Annotated in this window: 20 protein-coding genes and 1 pseudogene; 11 read left to right on the top strand and 10 right to left on the bottom strand. The window is 66.5% G+C overall.

Annotated features, from left to right (window positions below; translation table 11 throughout):
• Window positions 1–209 precede the first annotated feature (209 nt).
• From ACFJGU_RS00945 to ACFJGU_RS00935, 3 genes are read left to right on the top strand one after another with little or no spacing between them, the layout of a single operon-like run.
• Window positions 210–1,079 (top strand): enoyl-CoA hydratase/isomerase family protein, encoded by an 870-nt coding sequence (locus ACFJGU_RS00945; RefSeq protein ID WP_382306843.1) that lies wholly within the window; start codon window positions 210–212, stop codon window positions 1,077–1,079.
• A complete protein-coding gene (locus tag ACFJGU_RS00940; protein WP_382306841.1) occupies window positions 1,076–1,504 on the top strand; it encodes a VOC family protein in 429 nt (142 codons plus the stop codon). The genes ACFJGU_RS00945 and ACFJGU_RS00940 overlap by 4 nt, the downstream gene beginning before the upstream one ends.
• Entirely contained in the window at window positions 1,504–2,523 is a 1,020-nt protein-coding gene (locus tag ACFJGU_RS00935) for a fumarylacetoacetate hydrolase family protein (RefSeq protein WP_382306839.1), read from the top strand. Before ACFJGU_RS00940 ends, ACFJGU_RS00935 begins: the two co-directional genes overlap by 1 nt.
• Window positions 2,524–2,665: 142 nt before the next feature.
• Here ACFJGU_RS00935 and ACFJGU_RS00930 read toward each other — a convergent pair whose 3' ends face one another.
• From ACFJGU_RS00930 to ACFJGU_RS00915, 4 genes are read right to left on the bottom strand one after another with little or no spacing between them, the layout of a single operon-like run.
• Entirely contained in the window at window positions 2,666–3,997 is a 1,332-nt protein-coding gene (locus ACFJGU_RS00930) for an amidohydrolase family protein (protein ID WP_382306838.1), read from the bottom strand.
• Window positions 3,998–4,008: 11 nt separating this feature from the next.
• Window positions 4,009–4,524: a nuclear transport factor 2 family protein gene (locus tag ACFJGU_RS00925; protein ID WP_382306836.1), complete on the bottom strand. Its 516-nt coding sequence runs from the start codon at window positions 4,522–4,524 to the stop codon at window positions 4,009–4,011.
• A 48-nt stretch (window positions 4,525–4,572) separates the two neighbouring features.
• Entirely contained in the window at window positions 4,573–5,793 is a 1,221-nt protein-coding gene (locus ACFJGU_RS00920; RefSeq protein WP_382306834.1) for a serine hydrolase domain-containing protein, read from the bottom strand.
• Window positions 5,794–5,807: 14 nt separating this feature from the next.
• Window positions 5,808–7,031 carry an FAD-dependent oxidoreductase gene (locus tag ACFJGU_RS00915; protein ID WP_382306833.1) on the bottom strand — a complete coding sequence of 408 codons (1,224 nt, stop codon included), beginning with the start codon at window positions 7,029–7,031 and terminating at the stop codon, window positions 5,808–5,810.
• 189 nt (window positions 7,032–7,220) lie between these two features.
• On the opposite strand from ACFJGU_RS00915, the gene ACFJGU_RS00910 reads away from it, so the two are divergent.
• Window positions 7,221–7,646, top strand: coding sequence for a carboxymuconolactone decarboxylase family protein (locus ACFJGU_RS00910; RefSeq protein ID WP_382306832.1), 426 nt, complete (start codon window positions 7,221–7,223; stop codon window positions 7,644–7,646).
• Here ACFJGU_RS00910 and ACFJGU_RS00905 read toward each other — a convergent pair.
• Together ACFJGU_RS00905 and ACFJGU_RS00900 are read right to left on the bottom strand one after the other, a co-directional pair.
• A complete protein-coding gene (locus ACFJGU_RS00905) occupies window positions 7,612–8,259 on the bottom strand; it encodes a hypothetical protein (protein WP_382306830.1) in 648 nt (215 codons plus the stop codon). The genes ACFJGU_RS00910 and ACFJGU_RS00905 overlap by 35 nt on opposite strands.
• Entirely contained in the window at window positions 8,256–8,909 is a 654-nt protein-coding gene (locus ACFJGU_RS00900; RefSeq protein ID WP_382306828.1) for a TetR/AcrR family transcriptional regulator, read from the bottom strand. The genes ACFJGU_RS00905 and ACFJGU_RS00900 overlap by 4 nt, the downstream gene beginning before the upstream one ends.
• On the opposite strand from ACFJGU_RS00900, the gene ACFJGU_RS00895 reads away from it, so the two are divergent.
• Complete coding sequence (locus ACFJGU_RS00895; RefSeq protein ID WP_382306826.1) at window positions 8,873–9,700, top strand: SDR family NAD(P)-dependent oxidoreductase; 828 nt, start codon at window positions 8,873–8,875, stop codon at window positions 9,698–9,700. The genes ACFJGU_RS00900 and ACFJGU_RS00895 overlap by 37 nt on opposite strands.
• 37 nt (window positions 9,701–9,737) lie before the next feature.
• Here ACFJGU_RS00895 and fgd read toward each other — a convergent pair whose 3' ends face one another.
• The 4 genes from fgd to ACFJGU_RS00875 all read right to left on the bottom strand — a co-directional run bounded on the left by fgd (window position 9,738) and on the right by ACFJGU_RS00875 (window position 13,358).
• Window positions 9,738–10,823, bottom strand: coding sequence for a glucose-6-phosphate dehydrogenase (coenzyme-F420) (gene fgd, locus ACFJGU_RS00890; RefSeq protein ID WP_382306824.1), 1,086 nt, complete (start codon window positions 10,821–10,823; stop codon window positions 9,738–9,740).
• Between the two features lie 3 nt (window positions 10,824–10,826).
• Window positions 10,827–11,846, bottom strand: coding sequence for an ABC transporter substrate-binding protein (locus ACFJGU_RS00885; RefSeq protein WP_382306822.1), 1,020 nt, complete (start codon window positions 11,844–11,846; stop codon window positions 10,827–10,829).
• Window positions 11,847–11,913: 67 nt separating this feature from the next.
• Window positions 11,914–12,681: an SDR family NAD(P)-dependent oxidoreductase gene (locus tag ACFJGU_RS00880; RefSeq protein WP_382306820.1), complete on the bottom strand. Its 768-nt coding sequence runs from the start codon at window positions 12,679–12,681 to the stop codon at window positions 11,914–11,916.
• Entirely contained in the window at window positions 12,678–13,358 is a 681-nt protein-coding gene (locus ACFJGU_RS00875) for a nitroreductase family protein (RefSeq protein WP_382306818.1), read from the bottom strand. Before ACFJGU_RS00875 ends, ACFJGU_RS00880 begins: the two co-directional genes overlap by 4 nt.
• Window positions 13,359–13,467: 109 nt before the next feature.
• Here ACFJGU_RS00875 and ACFJGU_RS00870 point away from each other — a divergent pair, with 109 nt between their 5' ends.
• From ACFJGU_RS00870 to ACFJGU_RS00845, 6 genes and pseudogenes are all read left to right on the top strand, one after another.
• The gene (locus ACFJGU_RS00870; RefSeq protein ID WP_382306816.1) at window positions 13,468–14,490 is read left to right on the top strand and encodes an Lrp/AsnC family transcriptional regulator; all 1,023 of its coding nucleotides are present in this window, start codon (window positions 13,468–13,470) and stop codon (window positions 14,488–14,490) included.
• A 204-nt stretch (window positions 14,491–14,694) separates the two neighbouring features.
• Window positions 14,695–15,528 carry an ABC transporter ATP-binding protein gene (locus ACFJGU_RS00865; protein ID WP_382306814.1) on the top strand — a complete coding sequence of 278 codons (834 nt, stop codon included), beginning with the start codon at window positions 14,695–14,697 and terminating at the stop codon, window positions 15,526–15,528.
• Window positions 15,525–16,388 carry an ABC transporter permease gene (locus ACFJGU_RS00860; RefSeq protein ID WP_382306812.1) on the top strand — a complete coding sequence of 288 codons (864 nt, stop codon included), beginning with the start codon at window positions 15,525–15,527 and terminating at the stop codon, window positions 16,386–16,388. The genes ACFJGU_RS00865 and ACFJGU_RS00860 overlap by 4 nt, the downstream gene beginning before the upstream one ends.
• Entirely contained in the window at window positions 16,343–17,248 is a 906-nt protein-coding gene (locus tag ACFJGU_RS00855) for a sugar phosphate isomerase/epimerase family protein (RefSeq protein WP_382306811.1), read from the top strand. The genes ACFJGU_RS00860 and ACFJGU_RS00855 overlap by 46 nt, the downstream gene beginning before the upstream one ends.
• Complete coding sequence (locus tag ACFJGU_RS00850) at window positions 17,245–18,651, top strand: DHA2 family efflux MFS transporter permease subunit (RefSeq protein ID WP_382306809.1); 1,407 nt, start codon at window positions 17,245–17,247, stop codon at window positions 18,649–18,651. Before ACFJGU_RS00855 ends, ACFJGU_RS00850 begins: the two co-directional genes overlap by 4 nt.
• Window positions 18,652–18,760: 109 nt before the next feature.
• Window positions 18,761–19,408, top strand: a pseudogene (locus tag ACFJGU_RS00845) (ABC transporter substrate-binding protein); the annotation flags it as partial.
• Window positions 19,409–19,809 lie beyond the last annotated feature (401 nt).

Below are 19,809 nucleotides of genomic sequence, written 5' to 3'. Positions count from 1 at the left end.
GCGAAAGCCGTGGCATCCATTGTTCCGCGGCGTCGCGCGCCTCGTGTAAATATCGACGAAATCACCCGCCGGTACGTCTCGCGGATTTGTCGACCTCTGCGTGCTCGTGGGCCCTACGAGTGGGAGCACCAGAAGCGATTTCGACGGGATTTCGGATGGTTTGACAGGGTGGCGTTCGACTCACTGACGGCACGCGAGAAGGAGCAACCATGGTGACCCCCTATCCCCGGGACAAGATGTACCGCACGCACCTCGAGGACTACCAGGAGAAGTGGGCCGATTACTTCACTTTCACCCGTGAAGACGGCATCCTCGAGATGCGGATGCACCTCGACGGCGGCCCCGCGAAGTGGAGCCTCGAACTGCACCGTGCATTCATCCCCGCGATGCAGGACGTGCATTTCGATCCGGAGAACGAAATCCTGATCCTGTCCGGCACGGGCGACTCCTTCCTGGATTCGATGGACCCGATCGGTTGGGAGCGAACAGGCTTCCGCGAGAAGATGACCTTCGACCGCGCCTACGACTACTGGTACTTCGACCAGGTGCATGAACCCTTCAGTCTGCTCGACCTCGAGATCCCGGTGATCGGGGCGATCAACGGCCCGTTCTTCATCCACCAGGAACTGGCGCTGCTGAACGACATCGTGATCGCCACGGAGAGCACGGTGATGGCCGACGGGCACTACACGGGCATGGGCATCGTGCCGGGTGACGGCGTCCAGACCATCTTCCGCGAACTGATGGGCGTCAACCGAGCAAAGTACTTCCTCCTCACGGGCCAGAAGATGAGCGCCCGGGAAATGCTCGATCTCGGCATGATCAGCGAAGTCGTTCCGGATGGCACCGTGCTGGAGCGTGCCTGGGAGATCGCCCGTACCGTCTTCAAGCCTCGCGCCCGTTCCACCCAGCGGATGACACGCGCGCTGCTCGTCCAGCCATGGCGCAAACTCCTCGTCGACGAGCTCCCGAACGGCATGGCCCACGAGAGCTGGGGCGTGCACGGCTACTGGGGCATGGCGGACGAGGCCGACTACGACATCGAGAAACTCAAGAAGACGGGCGGAGACGAATCATGACTCGTTTCCATCATTCGAACCTACGCATCTCGGATGCCGCGGCTTCTCTGGCCTTTTACCGCGCGATCGGCCTGGATCACGTCGGCACCCTTTCGCTCGGCCCCGGATACACCCTGCTCTTCGTCGGCCAATCAGACGGCACCGCAGTGCTCGAGCTGGTGCTCAACGACACCACTGACCCCGCCTACGATCGATCGCCGGGCTCGGGTCACATCGGTGTCGAAGTCGACGACATCGACGCAACCCTGAGTGCACTCGCGGAGTTGGGTGTCACACCGGAAGCTCCGCCCGCCCATCCGGGCGGCCGCACCGACCTCGAGCGGATCGCGTTCGTCCGAGACCCGGACGGCGTCCGCGTCGAGCTGCTTCAAGCGCACTGGCCTGTTCCTCAGGATGCCCTGCCGGCTGACGTGAGACTCGGCTGATGAGGTACGCGCGTCAGCGCGTGGTGACGCCGGACGGAATCACCACGCGGGTCATCGTCAGCACCGACGGAGGCACCACCTGGCTCGATCTGCGGAGGGGTATCGCTCACCTGGAGCGGACGCGAGGAGCGACCGATGACGGGGCCCGCCGCTTCGCGTCTACGACAGCACCTGGAAGCTTGTCAGGATGCCTTGCCGGAGGCTCACGATTCACCGACCTCGTTGCCCAAGTCGTAGAAGAAGCCGCAGAAGTCTCGCTCATCTCACCCGGCCGCTTCGCGAATGCGCTCGACCCCGCCAGCTATCGCGACTACATGGTGTTCGAAGAACACTTCTCGTTCGGTTACCGCTGGCAGGGCAAGCCCGTTCCGGAGGTGATGTACGAATTGCCCGTGAACTATGCCGGCGATCCTCTCTCGTTCATCGGGCCGGACGACGTAATTCCCTGGCCCAACTACACCCAGCGTCTCGACTACGAACTGGAGCTCGGGATCGTGGTTGGGCGCTCCGGCCGCAATCTGCAGCCCAAAGAAGCTCTGGATCACGTGCTCGGCCTGACCATCCTCAACGATGTCAGCGCTCGGGACATCCAGGGTCGAGAGATGACCGGGGGCCTGGGCCCATCGAAGGGCAAGCATTTCGCCTGCGTGACCGGTCCGGTCGTCACGACACTCGATGAGCTTCCCCCGGCGCTTCGCATGCGGGCGAAGGTGAACGGCGAACTGCTGTGTGACACCACCAGCGACCAGATGGTGTGGTCGGTCGCCGAGATCGTCGCATGGGCGTCTCAGGGCGAGACCCTCGCTCCCGGCGCGCTGCTCGGCTCAGGGACGTGCAACGGCGGATCGACCATCGAGCTCGACCGGCGTCTCGAGCCAGGCGATGAGATCGAACTCATCGTCGAGGGCCTGGGAGCTCTGCGAAATCGAGTCGGCCAACCCGAGTCGGACGGATGGACTCCGAATGCTCGCACACGACGCGAGGACGGGACCGCCACATCCCTTCGCTTTCTTGACTGAGCAGCTGAAAGGGCCGGCCGCCCACGTCGAGGTACCTAACCATTCGCGACGCGCGGGGCGTCCGGCCCGAGACCAATACTCGCCGCCGGATCGAAACCGACGCGAAATCACGCTGCAAAGGCTCGAGCGCGAGGCGTCGTGTTCATCGGTTGTGCAGATCGCGTAGTCGGTCGGCAGCCGCGCGCAAAGCCGGTCGGAGTCGTGCGTACTCGCGGAACTCTGTGAGTGCGCCGGCGGCTTTGCGTTCACGGCCGTCAACGAAGACAGCCTTCACATTGCCCGCGTGGGCCGCAGTGACGATTGCCGTGGCACTGTCCGCGGAGCTGACGATGTTCGGAGCCTCGCGATCGATCAGAATGACATCTGCCTGCTTGCCGGGGGTCAGCGAGCCGACACGATCTGCGATTCCGCAGACCCGTGCTCCTCCGATCGTGGCGAATTCGAGCAACTGCGCGGGGGTCAGCTGTCGATGGTTGTCGCGATAGGACGGATCAGACGTCCGTCGAAGTTGGTCGGCCGTGAACGCGGCGCGCATGATGGAGAACATGTCGCCACTGGCCGCGAGTTCGGTATCGGCGCTGAAGCTGACCTGCACGCCTGCGTTGAGCGCGCGGGTGGTTGCCGGAGCCCCCAGACCGGCCATCCAGCTCTCCACGGTGGGGGAGACGCTCAGGCCGACGCCCGCCTGAGCCATCATTCGGAGTTCGTCGTCGGAGCATTCCCCACCATGAATGAAATGCATGTCGGGTCCCATCACGCCTGCGTCGTGCAGCAGGCTGATCTCGCTCATGCCCTGAGAGTTCGGATGCCCGACGTGAAACGACATCCGCAGCCCCAGGGCTCGCGCTCGTGCAATGTCGGCAATGCAGGTCTCCAAGCTCGAGAGCACCGGTCCGCGGAGCATCGCGTACATGGTCACGAGGCGGGAGTCGTCATGCAGGATGCGAGTGCGGACATCATCCACATGCGCCGGATGGGGGTCGGTGCTTCCGAGCAGGTTCTTCGGGCCTGCTGACCAGCCGAATCCGAACCGAGCGCGAATCCCCGATTCCGAGAGAGCGCGGATGAGCGCTTCGGTGTGGTCGGTCGAGTGCTGCACGTGTGACTCGTCGCACACGGTCGTTATGCCGGCGTCGAGGCACGCGAACGCGGAGAGCTTGTTGCCGAGGTAGGCATCCTCTGGTGAGATCGCCGGTGCGACCTTACCGTGCGCGCGCTCCATATACGTGGCCACGTCCCACCCGACGCCGGCGAACCTGACCACGCCTTGCCAGCAGTGTCGGTGCGTGTCGATGAAGCCGGGCAGCACCCAGGAGGATGCGGCGTCGACGATCCGCACGCCGGGAGCCCGCAGCTTCGGGCCGACCGCCGTGATTGTGCCGTTCTCGACCAGAACGTCACCATCGAGCTCCCCGATCGCCGGGTCCATCGACAGGATTCGGCCGCCGGTGAGGAGGAAGGTATCCGTTGTCATGGTCTGTCGTGCTACTCGATCCGCTGCGCCGCTGTGGGGTCGGATGCCAGTCTCATCGCCGCCGCCGAGTACACCGAAGCAGCATCCCCGCGCGAACCGTCGATGCGGATGATCAGATCCGTCATCTCCCAGCCATCACCGGACCGGAGGAGATCGATGTCGTAGCGGCCGTACGACACGAAGAGACCGGCATCCGTGTCGTCCGACCAGTGTGGGCACAGCATGTGCGCCTTGACGTGGGCGGAGTCGCCGTCGATGGTGATGATGTGGTCGGGATTGAGATGCGTCGTGCCGGCGAAGCCTCCGTTCCGAGCGACCAGGCTCTGCATGAATTCCGGGATCGGAAGGCGCTTGGGCTCACCGGCAACGGTTGCTGCGGTCAACAGGAACTCGTCGGCGAGTAACGGAGGTATGGCATCCCAGTCCTTCTCATCGAGCGCGAGGAAGAAGCGATTGATCGTGTCGCTGATGTGAGCGCGGTCGTAGAGGTGGTCGATGCGTCTGCGCAGTTCATCGAGATCGGTCACTGTTCCTGCCTTTCTTGTCGCCGGAGGACTGTGGAGAGTGGTCGCGTCTCAATCGACAACCGACGCGATGACGAGATCGGACACCCGCTGCAGTCTCTGGAAGTGGTGCAGTCCTTCGAGCAGCCCCGAGGAGAGGAAGACGAAGGTCAGTTCCCGCTCCGGGTCGACCATCCACATGGTCGACCCGGAGCCGACCGAACCGAACGCGGAGGGTGACGCGAGTTGGCCGAGGGGCGTCATGAAGTGACCGATGCCGCGCACGTAACCGCCGCCGACCGAGAAGTTCGCGGGGAACTCGGCAATCCCACGCGCTTCTTTGTTGAAATCCCAGAACTCGTTCGTCATGTCGCCGGTGTGGTTCTGATAGGCGTAGGAGACCATCGCTTGCGAGAGCAGGCGGTGTCCTCCGGAGACGCCCTTGTTGCGGATCGTCTCGGCGAAGGTGAACAGGTCGTCAGCCGTTCCGAACGCCATTCCGGCAGGCAGTTCGAAGTTCTCGTCCACCAGGTCGTTCAGTGATTCCATGACGTTCACCTCGGCGGCGCCCGGGGTCGTCTCGGCCATGCGGAGAGGAACCCGGCGTGGAGCATCCCGTCGCAAACCGAACGACGTGTCGTTCATTCCGAGCGGGTCGAACAGCTCTTGCTTGGCGATGTCGCGGAACGATCTCTTGGCCGAATCAAGCCGGCGGACGATCTCGCCCAGGATGTTGTAGCTCGCGAAGGGGTTGTAGATCACGTGCGCACCGGGGCGATGCGCGATCTGCTGGGCACTGACAGCCGCGGTCATGGCATCCATGTCACCCCATAAGGGGCCCCAGGGAACGGGCGGCGGCGGCACGAAGCCCGCCCAGGTTCCTCCCGTGTGCGTGAGGAGCTGGCGCACGGTGACGCGTTCTTTTCCTCTCACCCCGAATTCGGGGATGATGTCCGACACCCGCGTGTCGAACGACAGCTCGGCACGATCGATCAAGCGCAGGACCAATGCGGCGGTGAAGGACTTCGCCGTCGACATGAGGAGAAAGATGTCGTCAGGCTCCGCCGCTCGGCCGGCTTCGAGATCGGAGAGGCCGATCCCTCGGCGCAGGACGACCTGGCCGCGCCTGGCCACCAGAACAACCGCTCCGTGGTGCAGCGACGAGTCGATGTCGGATTCGACGGAGGTGACCACTCGGTCGAGTGCCTCCGGGTCCATTCCAGTCTCGACAACCTGCGATCGGTCGGTCGGTTCGTTCACCAGTGCGCTCTCCTTCATCAGTGTGGTGCTCATGATTCCCCGAGTCGTCATGCCGATTGCGGCATGCGGGCTCCCATCTCCGTGACCATCCTGAAAGCGGCGGTGAGCGGTTCGCCATATTGTTCGGCCAGGGTGTCGGCGAGGAATGGGCTGTTGTCGAGCATGCCGTCGCGTTGGGCCGCCTGCTCGGGCGTGGCGTGGTGCATGAGCTGGCCCATCATGTAGGCGAACGCGACCACCGCGTCCGTCTCCGGTTTCCGGTCGTGCTGGTACTTCTCCAGCACGGCACTGACGCGCGCGGTGTCCGTGAGGTCGACGTCTGCGAGAGCACAGGCGAGATAGAAGCCGTCGACGATCGCCATTCCCGCTCCGTAGCCGGCGTACGGGTTCGTGGGATGCGCTGCATCACCCAACACGGCGATACGGCGGTCGACCCAGGTCGGCAGCGCATCACGGTCACGGATGATCCAGGACAGGGTCTTGTCGATCGGAGTGCTCCTGATGAGTGCAGGGAGAGGTTCGGGCATATCTCCCGCAATCGACAGGATGTGCTCCATCATCTTCTCGCCCTGTGGCAGGGGTGCGGAGGCGTCGTTCGCTTCCATCACCCACCAGTGGAAGCCTTCGCGGCCTTGATAGGACATGGGGGTGAAGCTGCACTGATAACCGCGCGGGTCGAGGATCATCCGAGTCTCGTCGCGATCGGGTAAGGGTGCGAAGGTGTGACCCAGCCAGAGCACGAGGTTGTTGTCCCGCACCGGCGAATCGCCCTCGAAGTAGGTGCGCACGACCGAGTTGAGGCCGTCGGCGCCGAGCACGAGGTCGGCTTCGTGCTCCGTCCCATCGGCGAATTCGGCGTAAGCGGCGGTGTCGTCCTGTCGGACAGCCACACACCGTTTGCCGGTCTTGATGACGTCCGAGGGCAGTCGTGACAGCAGTTCCGTGTAGATGGTCGTTCGCATCGCTCCGAGCCACAGCGGCACGTCGATCTCGGAGGCGGCTTCGGTCGGGTACGCCGCGATCAGCCGACCATCCGGACGAACGAAACGCGGGTCGGATTCAGCGCCGAGTGCCTCGACCTCGACACCCAACAGCTGGAGGGCTTTGATGGCCGGCGGCCACAGCGCGATGCCCCCACCGAATGACCGGACTTCGTCACCTCGCTCGAAGACGGACACGTCGAATCCCAACAGGTGAAAGCCCAAAGCGGCCGTCAGGCCACCCGGCCCGGCCCCGATGATCGCTACTCGCTTTCCGACACGCTCTGACATTCTTGCTCCTCAACTTCGTCGTTCAGGGTTCCACTCCGGACCGATGAGACGCTAGCAATTCGGGGCGAAACGCGGGCGAAATCGTGAGTGGGGGCATTTGCGGCATATTTACTCGCGCCAGAAATCATCATCCGTACAGGACGAATGGCCGATCGTTTCTCACAGACAACCAAGGAAGGAGTGACTCGGATGGCAAATGACCTCTGGCTACGAGGTGATGAGGCACGGCGTCGCGTCATGGGTGAGGCGTACGTCGCCGAGACGCGGAGTCGCGCCAGCTCGGAAGAAGACGTCGAGTTCGACGATTTCGTGACCCAGCTCGGTTGGGGAGCGACGTGGGCGCGAGCCGAGCTGGACGTGCGCACGCGCAGCGCCATCACGGTGATGGCCCTCGTTGCCAACGGCAATGAGCTCGAACTTGAAGGACATATCGCCGGCGCACTTCGAAACGGCCTGACACGGCGCGAGATCGCGGAGATCGTGAGACACGCCGCCATTTATTGTGGGATCCCTGCAGCCAAAGCCGGGATGCGAGCACTCGGTCGAACTCGACGTCTGCAGGAGGAGGACGGGCTGGACTTCACTGGTTCGCACCTGATTCAACGCGACGAATGAGTTCCTCGAACTCGTGCTGAGCCTCATCGCCGGTGATGGGGAAGACTGCCGGATCACCGGCATCCGCGCCCCAGGGGACCAGGAGGGTGAAGTCGAGCTCGAGAAGCAGACGCAGCGAGGCGAGGTATGCCGCGCGTCGGCTCTCACCCAACAGAACCACCTGCCAGCGCCCGCTGTGGCGCCAGATCGAGTCACCGACGAACAGGATACGGTCTTCCCCGCTGTTCCAGAGGAACGTCGTGGTGCCGGCAGTGTGGCCGGGGGTTGGGATGATCTCCAGATCGTCGTCGATACGCTCGCGCACACCGAAGGTTCCGGCGATGGGAAGGGTCTCCTCCGTGCGGCCCTTGTCCGCGATGTGCACCCACGCCGGCACCTGCAGGCGCGGTGCGGGGTATGTCGCCTCATGCCAATGGTTGACCAGGAGGCGGGTTGGCTCGCCCACCTTCACGATGTCGTCGGCGGCGGCATCGATACCGGGAGAGTTGTACACGAGCAGGTTTCCCGAGTCGCGCTCGAGCAGGAATGAACGTACGACTACGCCCGCGAGGAAGGGTAACGGTGCCGTCGGTGTGGCATACAGTCTCGAAGAGACCTGCTCCAGAGCCTTCACAGCATCCCTCCCAATGCGTGGGCGGTCTCGGCGAACGAGAGCGGGGGATGGGACACCGCTACCGAGCCTGCTGTCGCGCGTGTTCCGTGCACCACGATTTCGCTGTACCGACGCCACACCGATGTATCGGCATCCCGCGTGGCGCCGGCGACGGTGGCCACCATCACCGCGAGCACAACGGTGTCCTGACGTGTGAACCCTTCGTGCAGTTCCCCGGCCGCGACAGCCGCCGCGATCAGTGAGTCTGCGGTCGACGCGAGCTCCGCGAAATTCTCGCCGGCGAGACGTTCGTACCGTCCGGGGCCGAAGAGCACGGTAGCGAGACTCCGGTCGCAAGCGTGCAACTCGATGATGCCGCGCAGGTACGCGCGGAATGCCTCACCTGCATCCTCGATGGCAGCGGCGTCGCGGACGACCTGAAGGATCGAGCCGATCTTGTCGTCGAAGAGCGCGTCGAGCAGTTCTTCCTTGTCGACGTACTTGCGGTAGACCGTGCCCACTCCGACGGAGCCGGCGCGCGCGACGTCGTTGAGCGTCGCACGGGGGCCGTACTCGGCGAACACGCGGGATGCGGCATCGAGGATGCGGCGCCGATTTCGTTCGGCGTCGGCTCGTGACCGGCGGATGGGATTGGCGGGATCGGACGACATGTGCCCATGCTAGCGTATCCGGATGCGGATATTCCGTATCCGGTTCGTTCGCCGTGAATCCTGAATCATCAACCCGATGGGAGCACTACACCATGCCTCTTCTTCTTCTGGCCGGATATGGCCCTGGCAACTCACACGCCATCGCGACATCGTTCGGTGCGCGAGGTTGGAGCATCGCGCTGGTGGGGCGCAACGAAGAGCGACTGCGCGCCGGCGTCGATCACCTTGCAACCGACGACATAGAAGCACATGCCTTCGTCGGTGACCTTTCCGACCCCGACTCCGTCCGTGCGACTGCCGCCGCTGTACGCCTCCAGCTGGGCCCCGTCACGGCACTCGCTTTCACCGCGTACCAGCCCCTCGAAGTGGCCGACGTCCTGACCGACTCTCCAACCCAGATCGAGCGGGTGTTCGCGATCGGGGTGACCGGACTGGCCGCTCTCGTGCAGGCGACCCTCGATGATCTGCGTTCATCGTCGGACAGCGCCGTGCTCGTCGTCAATGGCGGATTCGGCCTTTCCGACGAGGCCATCGACCGCTTTGCGGTGTCGTTCGGCGGCGACGGCGTGGCTCTGGAGGCCGCCGCGAAGTCCAAGCTCGTGGGACTTCTGGCAGAGCGGCTTCGCGACGATCGGATCTACGTCGGCGAGATCGTCATCACGGGATCGGTGAAGGGATCTCCCTACGCCGGGCCGAACGCCATCGACCCGGCAGACATCGCGGAGCGGCTGTGGACCATGTTCCAGGAGCGAGCGACCGTGAGGACGTTCATCTCCGAGCGCGCGGAGTAGCTCGAACTCTGGACCTTGCTCCCTGGCGCGCGCCTTCTCAGCGCATGGAGCGGGTTCTTGTCGGTGCCGGGGATGTTGTCGTAGATGGACTGAACTCGACGCGGAACGCGGTGCGCAGGCGTGGCGCGACGTGCGCTCCGAAGAGTTCTAGGAAGCGTCGCTGGTCGTCGCCCGGCGCGTGGAAGACGAGGTGCCGGAAACCGAGGTCGACGTACGGGCGCACCGCATCGACGACCTCGGCCGGGTCGTCCGTGACGATCCACCGTCGTGCGACCCGGTCGATCGGGAGGGCGTCGGCTCGGCGCTCCATCTCGGCCGGATCCTCGATGCCGGTCTTCTCTTCGGGCGTCAGCGCCAGAGCACCCCAGAACCGCGTGTCGCTCCTCGCCCGCTCTCGGTCGGTGTCGAAGGAGAGCTTCACCTCGAGCATCGTGTCGACCGGGGAATGTGTCTCGCGCTTGCCGAGTCCCTCGGCGAACGCGGGCATCAGGATGTCCCGGTAGAGCTCGTCCGGTTTACCGGAGGTGGTGATGAACCCCTGCCCGATCCGTCCGGCGAGCCGAGTGGCCGCGGGCCCCGCCCCTCCGATGTAGATCGGCACGGGGCGATCCGGGCGATCATAGATCGTGACGTTCTCGGTTCGGTAGTACGCCCCGTCATGCGTCACGCGGTCCTCGGACCACAGTCGCTCGATCAGGAGCACCGCCTCCTTCAGGCGCGCGAATCGCTCCTTCTGATCCGGCCACGCGATGCCCAGGGCGACTTCGTTGAGGGACTCGCCGGTTCCGACGCCGAGCACGACCCGGCCTGGATACAGGGCGCCGAGTGTGCCGAACGCCTGCGCGATCACCGCGGGGTGGTAGCGCATCGTGGGGGTGAGCACCGAGGTGCCCAGCACGATCCGCCCGGTGCGGGCGCCGAGCGCGCCGAGCCACGGGATGGCGGCCGGCGCGTGTCCGCCGGTGTGGCGCCACGGCTGCAGATGGTCGGAGATGAAGACGGAATCCAGGCCCGCCTGCTCGGCGAGCACGCCGAACTCGATCAGGTCGGACGGCGTGAACTGCTCCGCCGACGCCTTGTAACCGAGCCGGAGTGGCAGGGGCTCGACGGAGGGTGGCACCACCGCTCAGCTCGCGTTCTCGGAGAACGTCTCGTTCACGAACGTCGACTGGTCGAGCGGCTCGTCGTACGTGATCGCCCCGGCGTCGCGCCAGATCTGCTCCATCTGGGTGAGCGCCGCGGGCTGCGGGGCGAGGTTCGGCAACCAGACGAACAGGGGAGTGTCACGCAGGGTCTCGACGTCCTGCGAGGTCGCCTTCGCCACGATCTCGAGGTTGTCGTCGTCGTAGACGGCGCCGTTCTGAAGGTCGGCCGCGCCCCGGGCGAGTGCGTCGAAGAAGGGCTGCGCCAGGTCGGATGCCGCGAACCGGCCGCCGTAGATCACGCCCGTTCCGCTCGTGCCGTCGCCCGGCACGGCGATCGTCGTCGCGCTGCCGTCCGCCACCGCGTTCGTGTTGAAGGGAGCGGAGGTCATCGCCGCGTCGACGGCACCGCTCGCCAGGGCCGAGGGCATGTCGGCGTTGCCGATGTTCTCGACGGTGATGTCGTTGATCGTCAGTCCTTCCCGGGCGAGGATCTCGCCGGTGAAGTACGCCCCTGAACCGCCGAGGCCGCCGGCGATGGCCACCTTGCGTCCTTTCAGGCCGGCGATGTCGGTGATCGGGTCGTCCACCGCGGTGCTGGCGACGATCGCCGCCGGAGGGTTGTCCTCGACGCCGTCGCCGATGTTCATCGACCCCACGACCTGCACGTCGAGCCCTGCGCTCACGGCGTTGAACATGCCGGCGGAGAAGCCGGCGATCAGCACGTCGAGCTGACCGTTCGCGGCGAGGGGGATGGCATCCTGGCCCGAGGTGACGGTCTGGATGTTCAGGTCGATGCCCTCGTCGGCGAAATATCCTTTCGCGTCCGCCACGAACAACGGTGCGAACAGCGCGAGGGGCACGGTGCCGACGTTGACGGTCTGGAGCTCGCCGCTGCCGTTCGGGGCGGCGGAGGAATCCGCGGCGCCGGAGGCGGCGCATCCGGCGAGCAGGATCAGGGCTGCGGCGCCACCGAGGACGCCGGCCAGGGATCGTGATTTCATTGTCGCTTCTCTCTTCGTTGAGGTGTGGGCGGGTATTTCAGGTGTGGCGGGGGTTCCATCAGGACAATCAGGGCATCGGAGGGAGCTGGAGTCCACCCGCGACATGGAGCACCTCGCCGGTCACGAACGACGAATCGTCGCCGGCCAGATAGGCGACGCTTGTCGCGATCTCCCGCACGGTGAGCGAGCGTTTCAGTGCGGAGAGCCCGGACTGCCGCGCTCGGTAGGCGGCCATCTCCTCCGGCGTCCGTGACCCCGCTACGAACCCTGTCTCGACCATGCTCGGTGCGACGGCGTTCACCCGGATGCCCTTGGGGCCGAGCTCGAAGGCGGCGGCCCGGGTGACCCCCACGAGTCCCGCCTTGCTCGCGACGTAGGCCACGGGGCCACCGCTGGCATAGGTGCGCGAGGCGATGTTCACGATCGACCCGCCCACCTGGTCGTCGCGGTAATGGGCGGCGAACGCCTGGATGAGGAGCACGGGCGCCTTGAGGTTCACGGCCAGCGCGGCATCCCATTCGCCGGGGGTGACGGACGCGAGCGTCGAACGACTCGGCCGCCCGGCGTTGTTGACGAGGCCGGTCAGCGCGCCTTTCCATTCGACGGCTGCAGCGACGAGCGCAGAGATCTGGTCGGGCTCCGTGAGGTCGCCGGAGATCGCGACGGCATCGATGTCCGGGTGCCGTTCCCGCAGATCGGCAGCGAGTTGCTCGCACGGATCGGTCGGCAGCCCGGTCAGAACGAGCGACCATCCGCGCTCGGCCAGGGTCTCGGCGATCGCCGTTCCCAGTCCGCCCGCCGCGCCCGTCACGAGCGCGACATCGCCCGGCTTCACCAGCGATCCCAGTGCGTGAAGAGCTCCTGGTCGGCGCGCGGCCCGGGCTTGAAGGCGGTGCCGATCGTGTAGGCGACCGGGGAGAGCCCGGCCTGCACGACCGTGTCGAACGGGATGCCCAGCAAGTCGGCCATCTCGCGTTCGTAACTGAGATGACAGGTGGTCCATGCGGTTCCGATACCGTGCTCGCGTGCCGCCAGCATGAAGCTCCAGAACGCCGGCACCACCGACCCCCACCCGCCGGCCTGTCCGCGGATGGTGTCCAGGTCGCTCCGGGACGTGACCCGGAGGCAGGGGATGAGGAGCACCGGCACCTCGTGCAGGTGCTCCGCGAGGTGGTCCAGGCTCTCGGCCACGCGCCGCCAGCCCGACCCTTGTGGGTCGTCGCGGCTCTCGGCCGGTCCGCTCTGCGGTGCCGGCGCGGCGAGGCCTCGCAGCCAGATGTCGGCGACCCGTCTCTTGAGTTCCGGGTCGTCGATGAAGATGAAGTCCCAGTGCTGCCGATTGCGGCCGCTCGGCGCCTGCAGTGCGATCGTCACGCACTCGTCGATGACCTCGCGCGGCACGGGCCGCGTGAGATCGAGTCGCTTGCGCACCGCGCGGGTCGTGGTCAGCACCTCGACGGCGGAGAGCCCGAGCGTGCTTGTGGATTCCGGAGCGACAGTCGGATCCGTCATTGGCCATCCTTTCGGCAGGTCTGCCCTGTCAGCAGTTCTGGCGAAAGTCTTCATAATGCCCGCGCGAAATCGGCGTATTGTGTCGAAATCGGCCATGGAGGTTCGCGGCATGAAGAGTTTCGTCCAGTTCGACGAGTTGAACATCGCGCTGCTCGAGGCGCTCCGCCTCAACGTGCGCGCCCCGTGGGAGGTGATCGGCAAGGCGATCGGCGTGGACGGGGTCACCGCCCGACGACGATGGAATCGCATCGTCGAACAGCGTCACGCGTGGACAACCGTCTCCACCGGCAACTGGCCGGGCCAGGTCACGGTCTTGCTCACCGCCCGTTGCGTCGCCGGCACAGCGCTCGACGTGGCGCGAGCGCTCGCACCGATTCCGGCGGTCGTCACCATCGAGACGCTCGTCGGCCAGCACGACGTCCGGTGCACGGTCGTGCTGCAGGACATGGCGGCTCTGAGCCGCTTCCTCTCGACCGAGATCTCCGGCATTCCCGGCTTGCTGTCCGTTCAGACACAACTCGTCGACACGGTCTACGTGCAAGGCAGCAACTTCCGGGCCGGCGCGTTGACCGCGAACGCAGAGCGCTCCCTCAACGTGAAGTCGGCCGACAGCCGGTCGTACTCCCGGCAGTTCCACGAGATCGACGCGCCGATGATCGAGCACCTCATCCACGACGCCAGGACTCCGGCGAAGACGCTCGCCGATCGGCTCGGCGTCAGCGAGACGCTCGTGCGGCGCCGCATCAATTCACTGGTCAGTTCCGGTGCGCTCGTGCTCCGAGCGGAGGCCGCTCCGCACCTGGTGGGTCTGCCCTATGCCGCGAACGTCTGGTTCGCGTTCGACGCCCAGGATCTGCACGCCGCCGCGAGCACGGTCTCCACGTTCCCGGAGGCGCGCTGGACGGTGTCGATCGTCGCCGGGCCGGCCAACCTTTTCTGCTCCTTCTGGTTCCGGGACTTCGCCCAGCTGCAGAACATCGAGTCGATCGTGCAGGAGAAGTTCCCGAGCGCGCGCGTCGTCGACCGCAGCGTGAAGCTCAAGCCGGTGAAGCGGATGATGCACGTGCTCGATGACGACGGCCTGACGACGGACGTCATCGCCTGGATGCCGCACCGCTCCGCCGACGGATAGTGTGCCGGAATCCTGCAGCGCGCGCGCATCTGTGGCCGTTTTCGACATGATTCCTGGTTCATACGGCGGAACTAACGAGACTGGTCTCCACTAGCAGCGCCCACGATCTCCGTGCTCTTTCGTTCAGCGGAATCGGCCGTGGAGTCGGCCATGCCCATCGGCGACAGTCGGAGTTCGTGGACGCCCTGATGGAGGAATGAGTCAATGAAGACATCCGCTCTGATCGACGACGGGCCCGGCGCTCCGGCCCGCCCGTCGAACACGCCGTATTCGTATTCCGTGCGGGAGGTGTCGAAGATCTTCTCGGGCCGCAACGGCCAAGTCGATGCGCTTCGTGACGTGTCCTTCGACTTCGATGAAGGGTCCTTCACCTGCATCGTCGGGCCCTCCGGCTGCGGCAAGTCGACCCTGCTGCGCATCCTCGGCGGCCTTGAGACGGCGACCTACGGATCGGTCGACATCCGTCTCCCCGAATCCCGCGTGCCGCAGTCGGCCTTCGTGTTCCAGGAGCACGGCGTGTTCCCGTGGTTCGACGTGATCGAGAACGTGGCGTTCGGGCAACGGATGGCCGGGGTGGGCAAGCGCGAGCGCGAGGAGACCGCGAGCCGCTGGATCTCGGAGGTGGGGCTCTCCGGTTTCGAGCACGCCTACCCGCACCAGCTCTCGGGCGGGATGCGTCAGCGCATCGCGATCGCCCGGGCCTTCGCGACGGGCTCGCCGGCGCTCCTGATGGACGAGCCGCTGGGCGCGCTCGACGCGCAGACGCGGATGCTCATGCAGGAGCAGCTCGTGCGGCTCTGGGAAGTGGAGCGGAAGACGGTCGTACTCGTGACCCATTCGATCGAGGAGGCACTCCTCCTCGGCGACCGGATCATCGTGATGTCCGCCCGTCCGGGCCGCATCAAGGAGGTCATCGACGTGCCGTTCGGCCGGCCGCGCGACGTGTCGATCGAGGGCACGGTGCAATTCGCCGAGATGCGGCAGTCGATCTGGGAGTCGCTCCGCGACGAGGTGCGCGCCTCGATGAGGTTCTCATGACCGTCATCGAGCAGACCCAGGCCTCTCCGGAAGCGCTCGGTGCGGCGGTCGCTCGCGAGCACAACCGGGAGCGCTCCCGCCGCTGGCGCGATCTCGCGCTCTCCATCGGCACGCCCCTCGTGCTGCTGGCCCTCTGGCAGTTCGGGGCGATGTTCGGCTGGATCGACGGGCGATTGTTCACGCCGCCGGCCACCATCCTCAGCACCGGCGTCTCGATGGTGGCGTCGGGAGCGCTGTTCGACGACCTCGTGCCCTCGGTGCTGCGGCTGGCCGCCGGATTCGCGCTCGCCACCGTGTTCGGCGTCATCGCGGGTCTCCTGATGGGAGTGTGGCGTCCCGTTCGCGCCGCGCTCGGGCCGCTTTTCACCGTGCTCTTCGCCGTGCCCAAGGTCGCGATCCTGCCGCTGTTCCTGCTCATCTTCGGGCTCAACGAGACGCCGAGGATCTTCGTGGTCTTCGTCGCGGTGTTCTTCGTGGTGCAGATCAACACGCTCGCGGGCATCATCGAGATCGACTCCCGCATCCTCGAAGCGGGCCGGGCCTACAACGCGATCGGCCTGAAGCAGTTCCGCTACGTGCTGCTTCCCGGTGCCTTGCCGGCCATCTTCACCAGCTTCCGGCTGGCAGCAGGCCTGGCGGTGGTCGTGGTGGTGTCGGTGGAGTTCGTCGCGGCGAACTCGGGATTGGGCTACCTCATCTGGAATTCCTGGCAGCTCTTCCAGCCGGCGCAGATGTACGTGGGACTCATCGTGGTCTCGATCGTCGGATCGGCGCTGACCGGCCTCGTCATCCTGGTCGAGCGGCTCGTGCTGCCGTGGAAGTACTCCAGCAAGCCGTCGCGCAGCGGGCGGCGCTCGTGAGGTTCAGCGTCGCCACGATCTCGCTGCCCGACCACGACCGGGAATCGGCGGCGGGGGCCGTCGCCACGGCGGGGTTCGAAGGCATCGAGTGGCGGGTGGAGCCGCGCCCCGGGTCGATCCGGGACATGATGCCGGCGCATCCGTTCCTCGTCGACCACAGCTCCTCGATCCCGCTGGACGTCGACGCGGCGGTCGATGTCGCGGCCCTGACCTCACTCACGGGCCTCGACTTCGTGGGCCTCGGCGCCTACATCGAACTCGACGACGATGAGACGCTCGAGCGCGTGTTCGCGATGGCCCGGGCAGCAGGTGCTCCGCAGGTCCGCCTCCAGGCGCCCCGCCCCGGCCGCACCGGACTCTCGTACTCCGACCTGTTCACGCGCTTCTGCGCCTTCTTCGAGCGGGTCGAGAAGGAGGCCGAGCGCTCCGGCGTGCGGGCATTGCTCGAGATCCACCACCGCACCATCTGTCCGAGCGCCGCGCTCGCTCTGCGGGTGCTCGAGCGCTTCGACCCCCGAACCGTGGGGGCGATCTACGATGTCGGCAACCTGGTGTGGGAGGGTTTCGTACCCCATGCTCTCGCGCTCGATCAGCTCGGCCCGTACCTCGGCCACGTGCACGTCAAGAACGCCGCCGCCGTGCGGCTCGCGGGCGGCGGGTGGGAGCACATCTGGACACCGCTCGAAGACGGTCTCGTCGACGTGCCGGGCTTTCTCGCCCTACTCCGCGACCACGGCTACGAGGGGTGGGTCTCGATCGAAGAGCTGAGCCTCGATCGCTCGCCGGGCGAGGCGCTCAGCCACAACGCGGCCCAATTGCGCCGATGGGGCTGGCTGCCGGGAGCCGGAACCGGTCGGTGACCACCTCCGTCGACGGAGCAGGGCGGCGCCGGCTCATCCTGGCCATCTGCTGCCTCGGCATCTTCATGGTGTCGACGGACACGACCATCCTGAACGTCGCCCTGCCGAGCGTCGCCGCCGACTTCGCGGCGACCATCCCCGAGCTGCAATGGGTGCTCGACTCCTACACCCTCGTGCTCGCCGGGCTGCTGTTGTTCGCGGGATCGCTCGCCGATCGCTGGGGCCGCCGACGCACCCTGCAGCTCGGGCTCGGCCTCTTCTCGCTGGCGTCGCTGCTGTGCAGCCTCTCCCCGTCGGTCGGATGGCTCATCGCGTTCCGGGTGCTGCAGGCCGTCGGTGCCTCGATGATCAACCCCGTGACCGTGTCGATCATCAGCGTGACCTTCGTCGGGCCCGCCGCACGCGCCAAGGCCATCGGCACCTGGGGCATGTTCACCGGGGTCGCGCTGGCGGTCGGCCCGCTCCTCGGGGGAGTGCTGACCGCGGCGGTCGGATGGCGGTCGGTGTTCTGGATCACGGTTCCCGTCGGGGTGCTCGCCCTGGTGCTGGCCGGGCTCGTCATACCCGAGTCGCGTGGCGCACGGGTCCGGCGGTTCGATGCGGTCGGCCAGGTGCTGGTGATCCTCGCGCTGGGGCTGATCGTGGGCGGCTTGATCGAAGCGCCGCGCGCGGGGTGGAGCCTCGTCGCCCCGCTGCTCGTCGCGGGAGGTCTCGCCGCCGTCGTGGTGCTGGTGCTCTACGAGCGCCGGCGACGCGATCCGCTGCTCGACCCGCGGTTCTTCGGCAGCTTGCCCTTCTCCGCGGCCGTCGCGAGCGCGGTGCTCGTGTTCACGGCATATGGGAGCGCCCTGTTCGTCTCGACCTTCTACCTGCAGCGGGTGCACGGTCTCTCGCCGCCCGAGGCCGGAGTCGTGCTCCTGCCGATGGCGCTCGCCACCACCCTGGCCTCCCTCGCCTCGGCGCGGCTGATGGCGGCGCGCGGCCCACGACTGCCGTTCGTGCTCGCGGCGATTTCGTTGACCGCCGGTGGGCTGTGCCTCGTGGGTCTTCAGACGACGACGTCGATCGGCGTGCTCGCGCTCGGTCTGGCCCTCATCGGGTGCGGCTTCGGGGCGATCAACACCCCCATCACGACCACGGCGGTCGCGAGCATGCCGCGATCGCAGGCCGGGGCCGCGGCCGCCGTCGGATCGTCGGCGCGCCAGGTGGGCATGGCCGTGGGCGTGGCGATCGCCGGCCTCGTCGTCGGCCACGTTCCGGTTGTGGAATTCGCCCGGGCGACGCACCCGATCTGGTGGACCGTGATCGTCGCGAGCGCCGCAGTGCTTGTCCTGGCCCTCGTCGCGACCGGGCGCCGCGGCACCGAATCGGCGGGGCGGATGCGGCCCCTGCTCGACGAGTGACGCGGCTTCTGCTGAACGGAAAGTCTCGTGGTCGCCGCTGTGCCCGGCTGGCACAGTGAGGCGACACATCGGCGTCGGCTCATCGAGGAGACGACCCGGAAAGGACGCAATGATGACGAGACGAATCGCTGCCATCGGGATGGTCGGCGCGGTCGCGCTGGCCCTCACCGCCTGTTCCGCTCCCACGGCGCCGTCGCCCGAGGATTCCACCGAGCCCGTGGTGGTGCGCGTCGGCATCGAGCGGATCGCGTCCATCGCACCGCTGTACATCGCGGATGCGAAAGGGTACTTCGCCGACGCCGGCATCGACCTCGAGGTGCAGAACGTGACGTCCGGCCAGGACGCCATACCGCTCGCCGCCAGCGGTCAGCTCGACGTGGTGGTCGCCGGGTTCTCGGCCGGCATGTTCAATGCCATCGCGAACGGTCTCGACGTCACCGTGGTCGGCGCCGTGAACGTCGCCAGCGGCGACCTGGAGACCTCGCCGAGCTCGCTCCTGGTGCGCAAGGCCCTCGTCGACAGCGGGGAGGTCACCGAGGTGGCCGATCTCGCCGGTCGCACGATCGGAACGGTCGGCGGGGTCGGATCGAGTGGCGGATTCCTCGTCGGACAGGTGCTCGAGGGCGGTGGACTCAGCCTCGACGACGTGACGATCGAGAACATCCCCATCCCCGACGTCCCGGCGGCCCTGGAGAGCGGCGGAATCGACGCGGGGTGGACATCCGCACCGTTCAACACGCTCGCGCTCCGCGACGGCGTCGCGGTCACGCTCGGCGTGCCGACCGCGGGCACGACTCCGGTCGGGGTCATCTTCAGCGGGACGTTCGCCCAGTCGGCGGCGGCCCAGCCCTTCTTCGACGCATTCGCACGGGGGTCGCAGGCGCTCGCTGACGGTGCGGTCTACGATTCCGAGAACATCCGGATCATCGCCGAAGCGGTCGACCAGGATCCCGAGGTGCTCGCCGGCCTGCCGCTCTACACCGAGTACCTCCCCGACCTGGCGCCACAGCCGGCGGTGCTCGACCAGATGCAGCAGATCTGGATCGGCGCGGGCGCGATCGACTACGAGTCGCCTCTCGACCCGGCGGAATACGTCGACACGTCCTTCTCCGAGGCGGTGCGATCAGCGAGTGCACCCGAGCGGGTGCCGGGCACCGT

The organism is Herbiconiux sp. UC225_62 (assembly GCF_042694625.1).
Classification (GTDB): domain Bacteria; phylum Actinomycetota; class Actinomycetes; order Actinomycetales; family Microbacteriaceae; genus Herbiconiux.
The sequence above is the reverse complement of the archived record's forward strand: the minus strand, read 5'-3'. Positions and strand labels throughout refer to the sequence as shown.

Bases quoted from the DNA above. Each gene is read 5' to 3' on its own strand.
- ACFJGU_RS00940 (WP_382306841.1), top strand. From the start codon at position 1,076: ATGACTCGTTTCCATCATTCGAACCTACGCATCTCGGATGCCGCGGCT.
- ACFJGU_RS00930 (WP_382306838.1), bottom strand. From the start codon at position 3,997: ATGACAACGGATACCTTCCTCCTCACCGGCGGCCGAATCCTGTCGATG.
- ACFJGU_RS00920 (WP_382306834.1), bottom strand. From the start codon at position 5,793: ATGAGCACCACACTGATGAAGGAGAGCGCACTGGTGAACGAACCGACC.
- ACFJGU_RS00860 (WP_382306812.1), top strand. From the start codon at position 15,525: ATGACCGTCATCGAGCAGACCCAGGCCTCTCCGGAAGCGCTCGGTGCG.
- ACFJGU_RS00865 (WP_382306814.1), top strand. From the start codon at position 14,695: ATGAAGACATCCGCTCTGATCGACGACGGGCCCGGCGCTCCGGCCCGC.
- ACFJGU_RS00945 (WP_382306843.1), top strand. From the start codon at position 210: ATGGTGACCCCCTATCCCCGGGACAAGATGTACCGCACGCACCTCGAG.
- ACFJGU_RS00915 (WP_382306833.1), bottom strand. From the start codon at position 7,031: ATGTCAGAGCGTGTCGGAAAGCGAGTAGCGATCATCGGGGCCGGGCCG.
- ACFJGU_RS00870 (WP_382306816.1), top strand. From the start codon at position 13,468: ATGAAGAGTTTCGTCCAGTTCGACGAGTTGAACATCGCGCTGCTCGAG.
- ACFJGU_RS00910 (WP_382306832.1), top strand. From the start codon at position 7,221: ATGGCAAATGACCTCTGGCTACGAGGTGATGAGGCACGGCGTCGCGTC.
- ACFJGU_RS00875 (WP_382306818.1), bottom strand. From the start codon at position 13,358: ATGACGGATCCGACTGTCGCTCCGGAATCCACAAGCACGCTCGGGCTC.
- ACFJGU_RS00935 (WP_382306839.1), top strand. From the start codon at position 1,504: ATGAGGTACGCGCGTCAGCGCGTGGTGACGCCGGACGGAATCACCACG.
- ACFJGU_RS00900 (WP_382306828.1), bottom strand. From the start codon at position 8,909: ATGTCGTCCGATCCCGCCAATCCCATCCGCCGGTCACGAGCCGACGCC.
- ACFJGU_RS00885 (WP_382306822.1), bottom strand. From the start codon at position 11,846: ATGAAATCACGATCCCTGGCCGGCGTCCTCGGTGGCGCCGCAGCCCTG.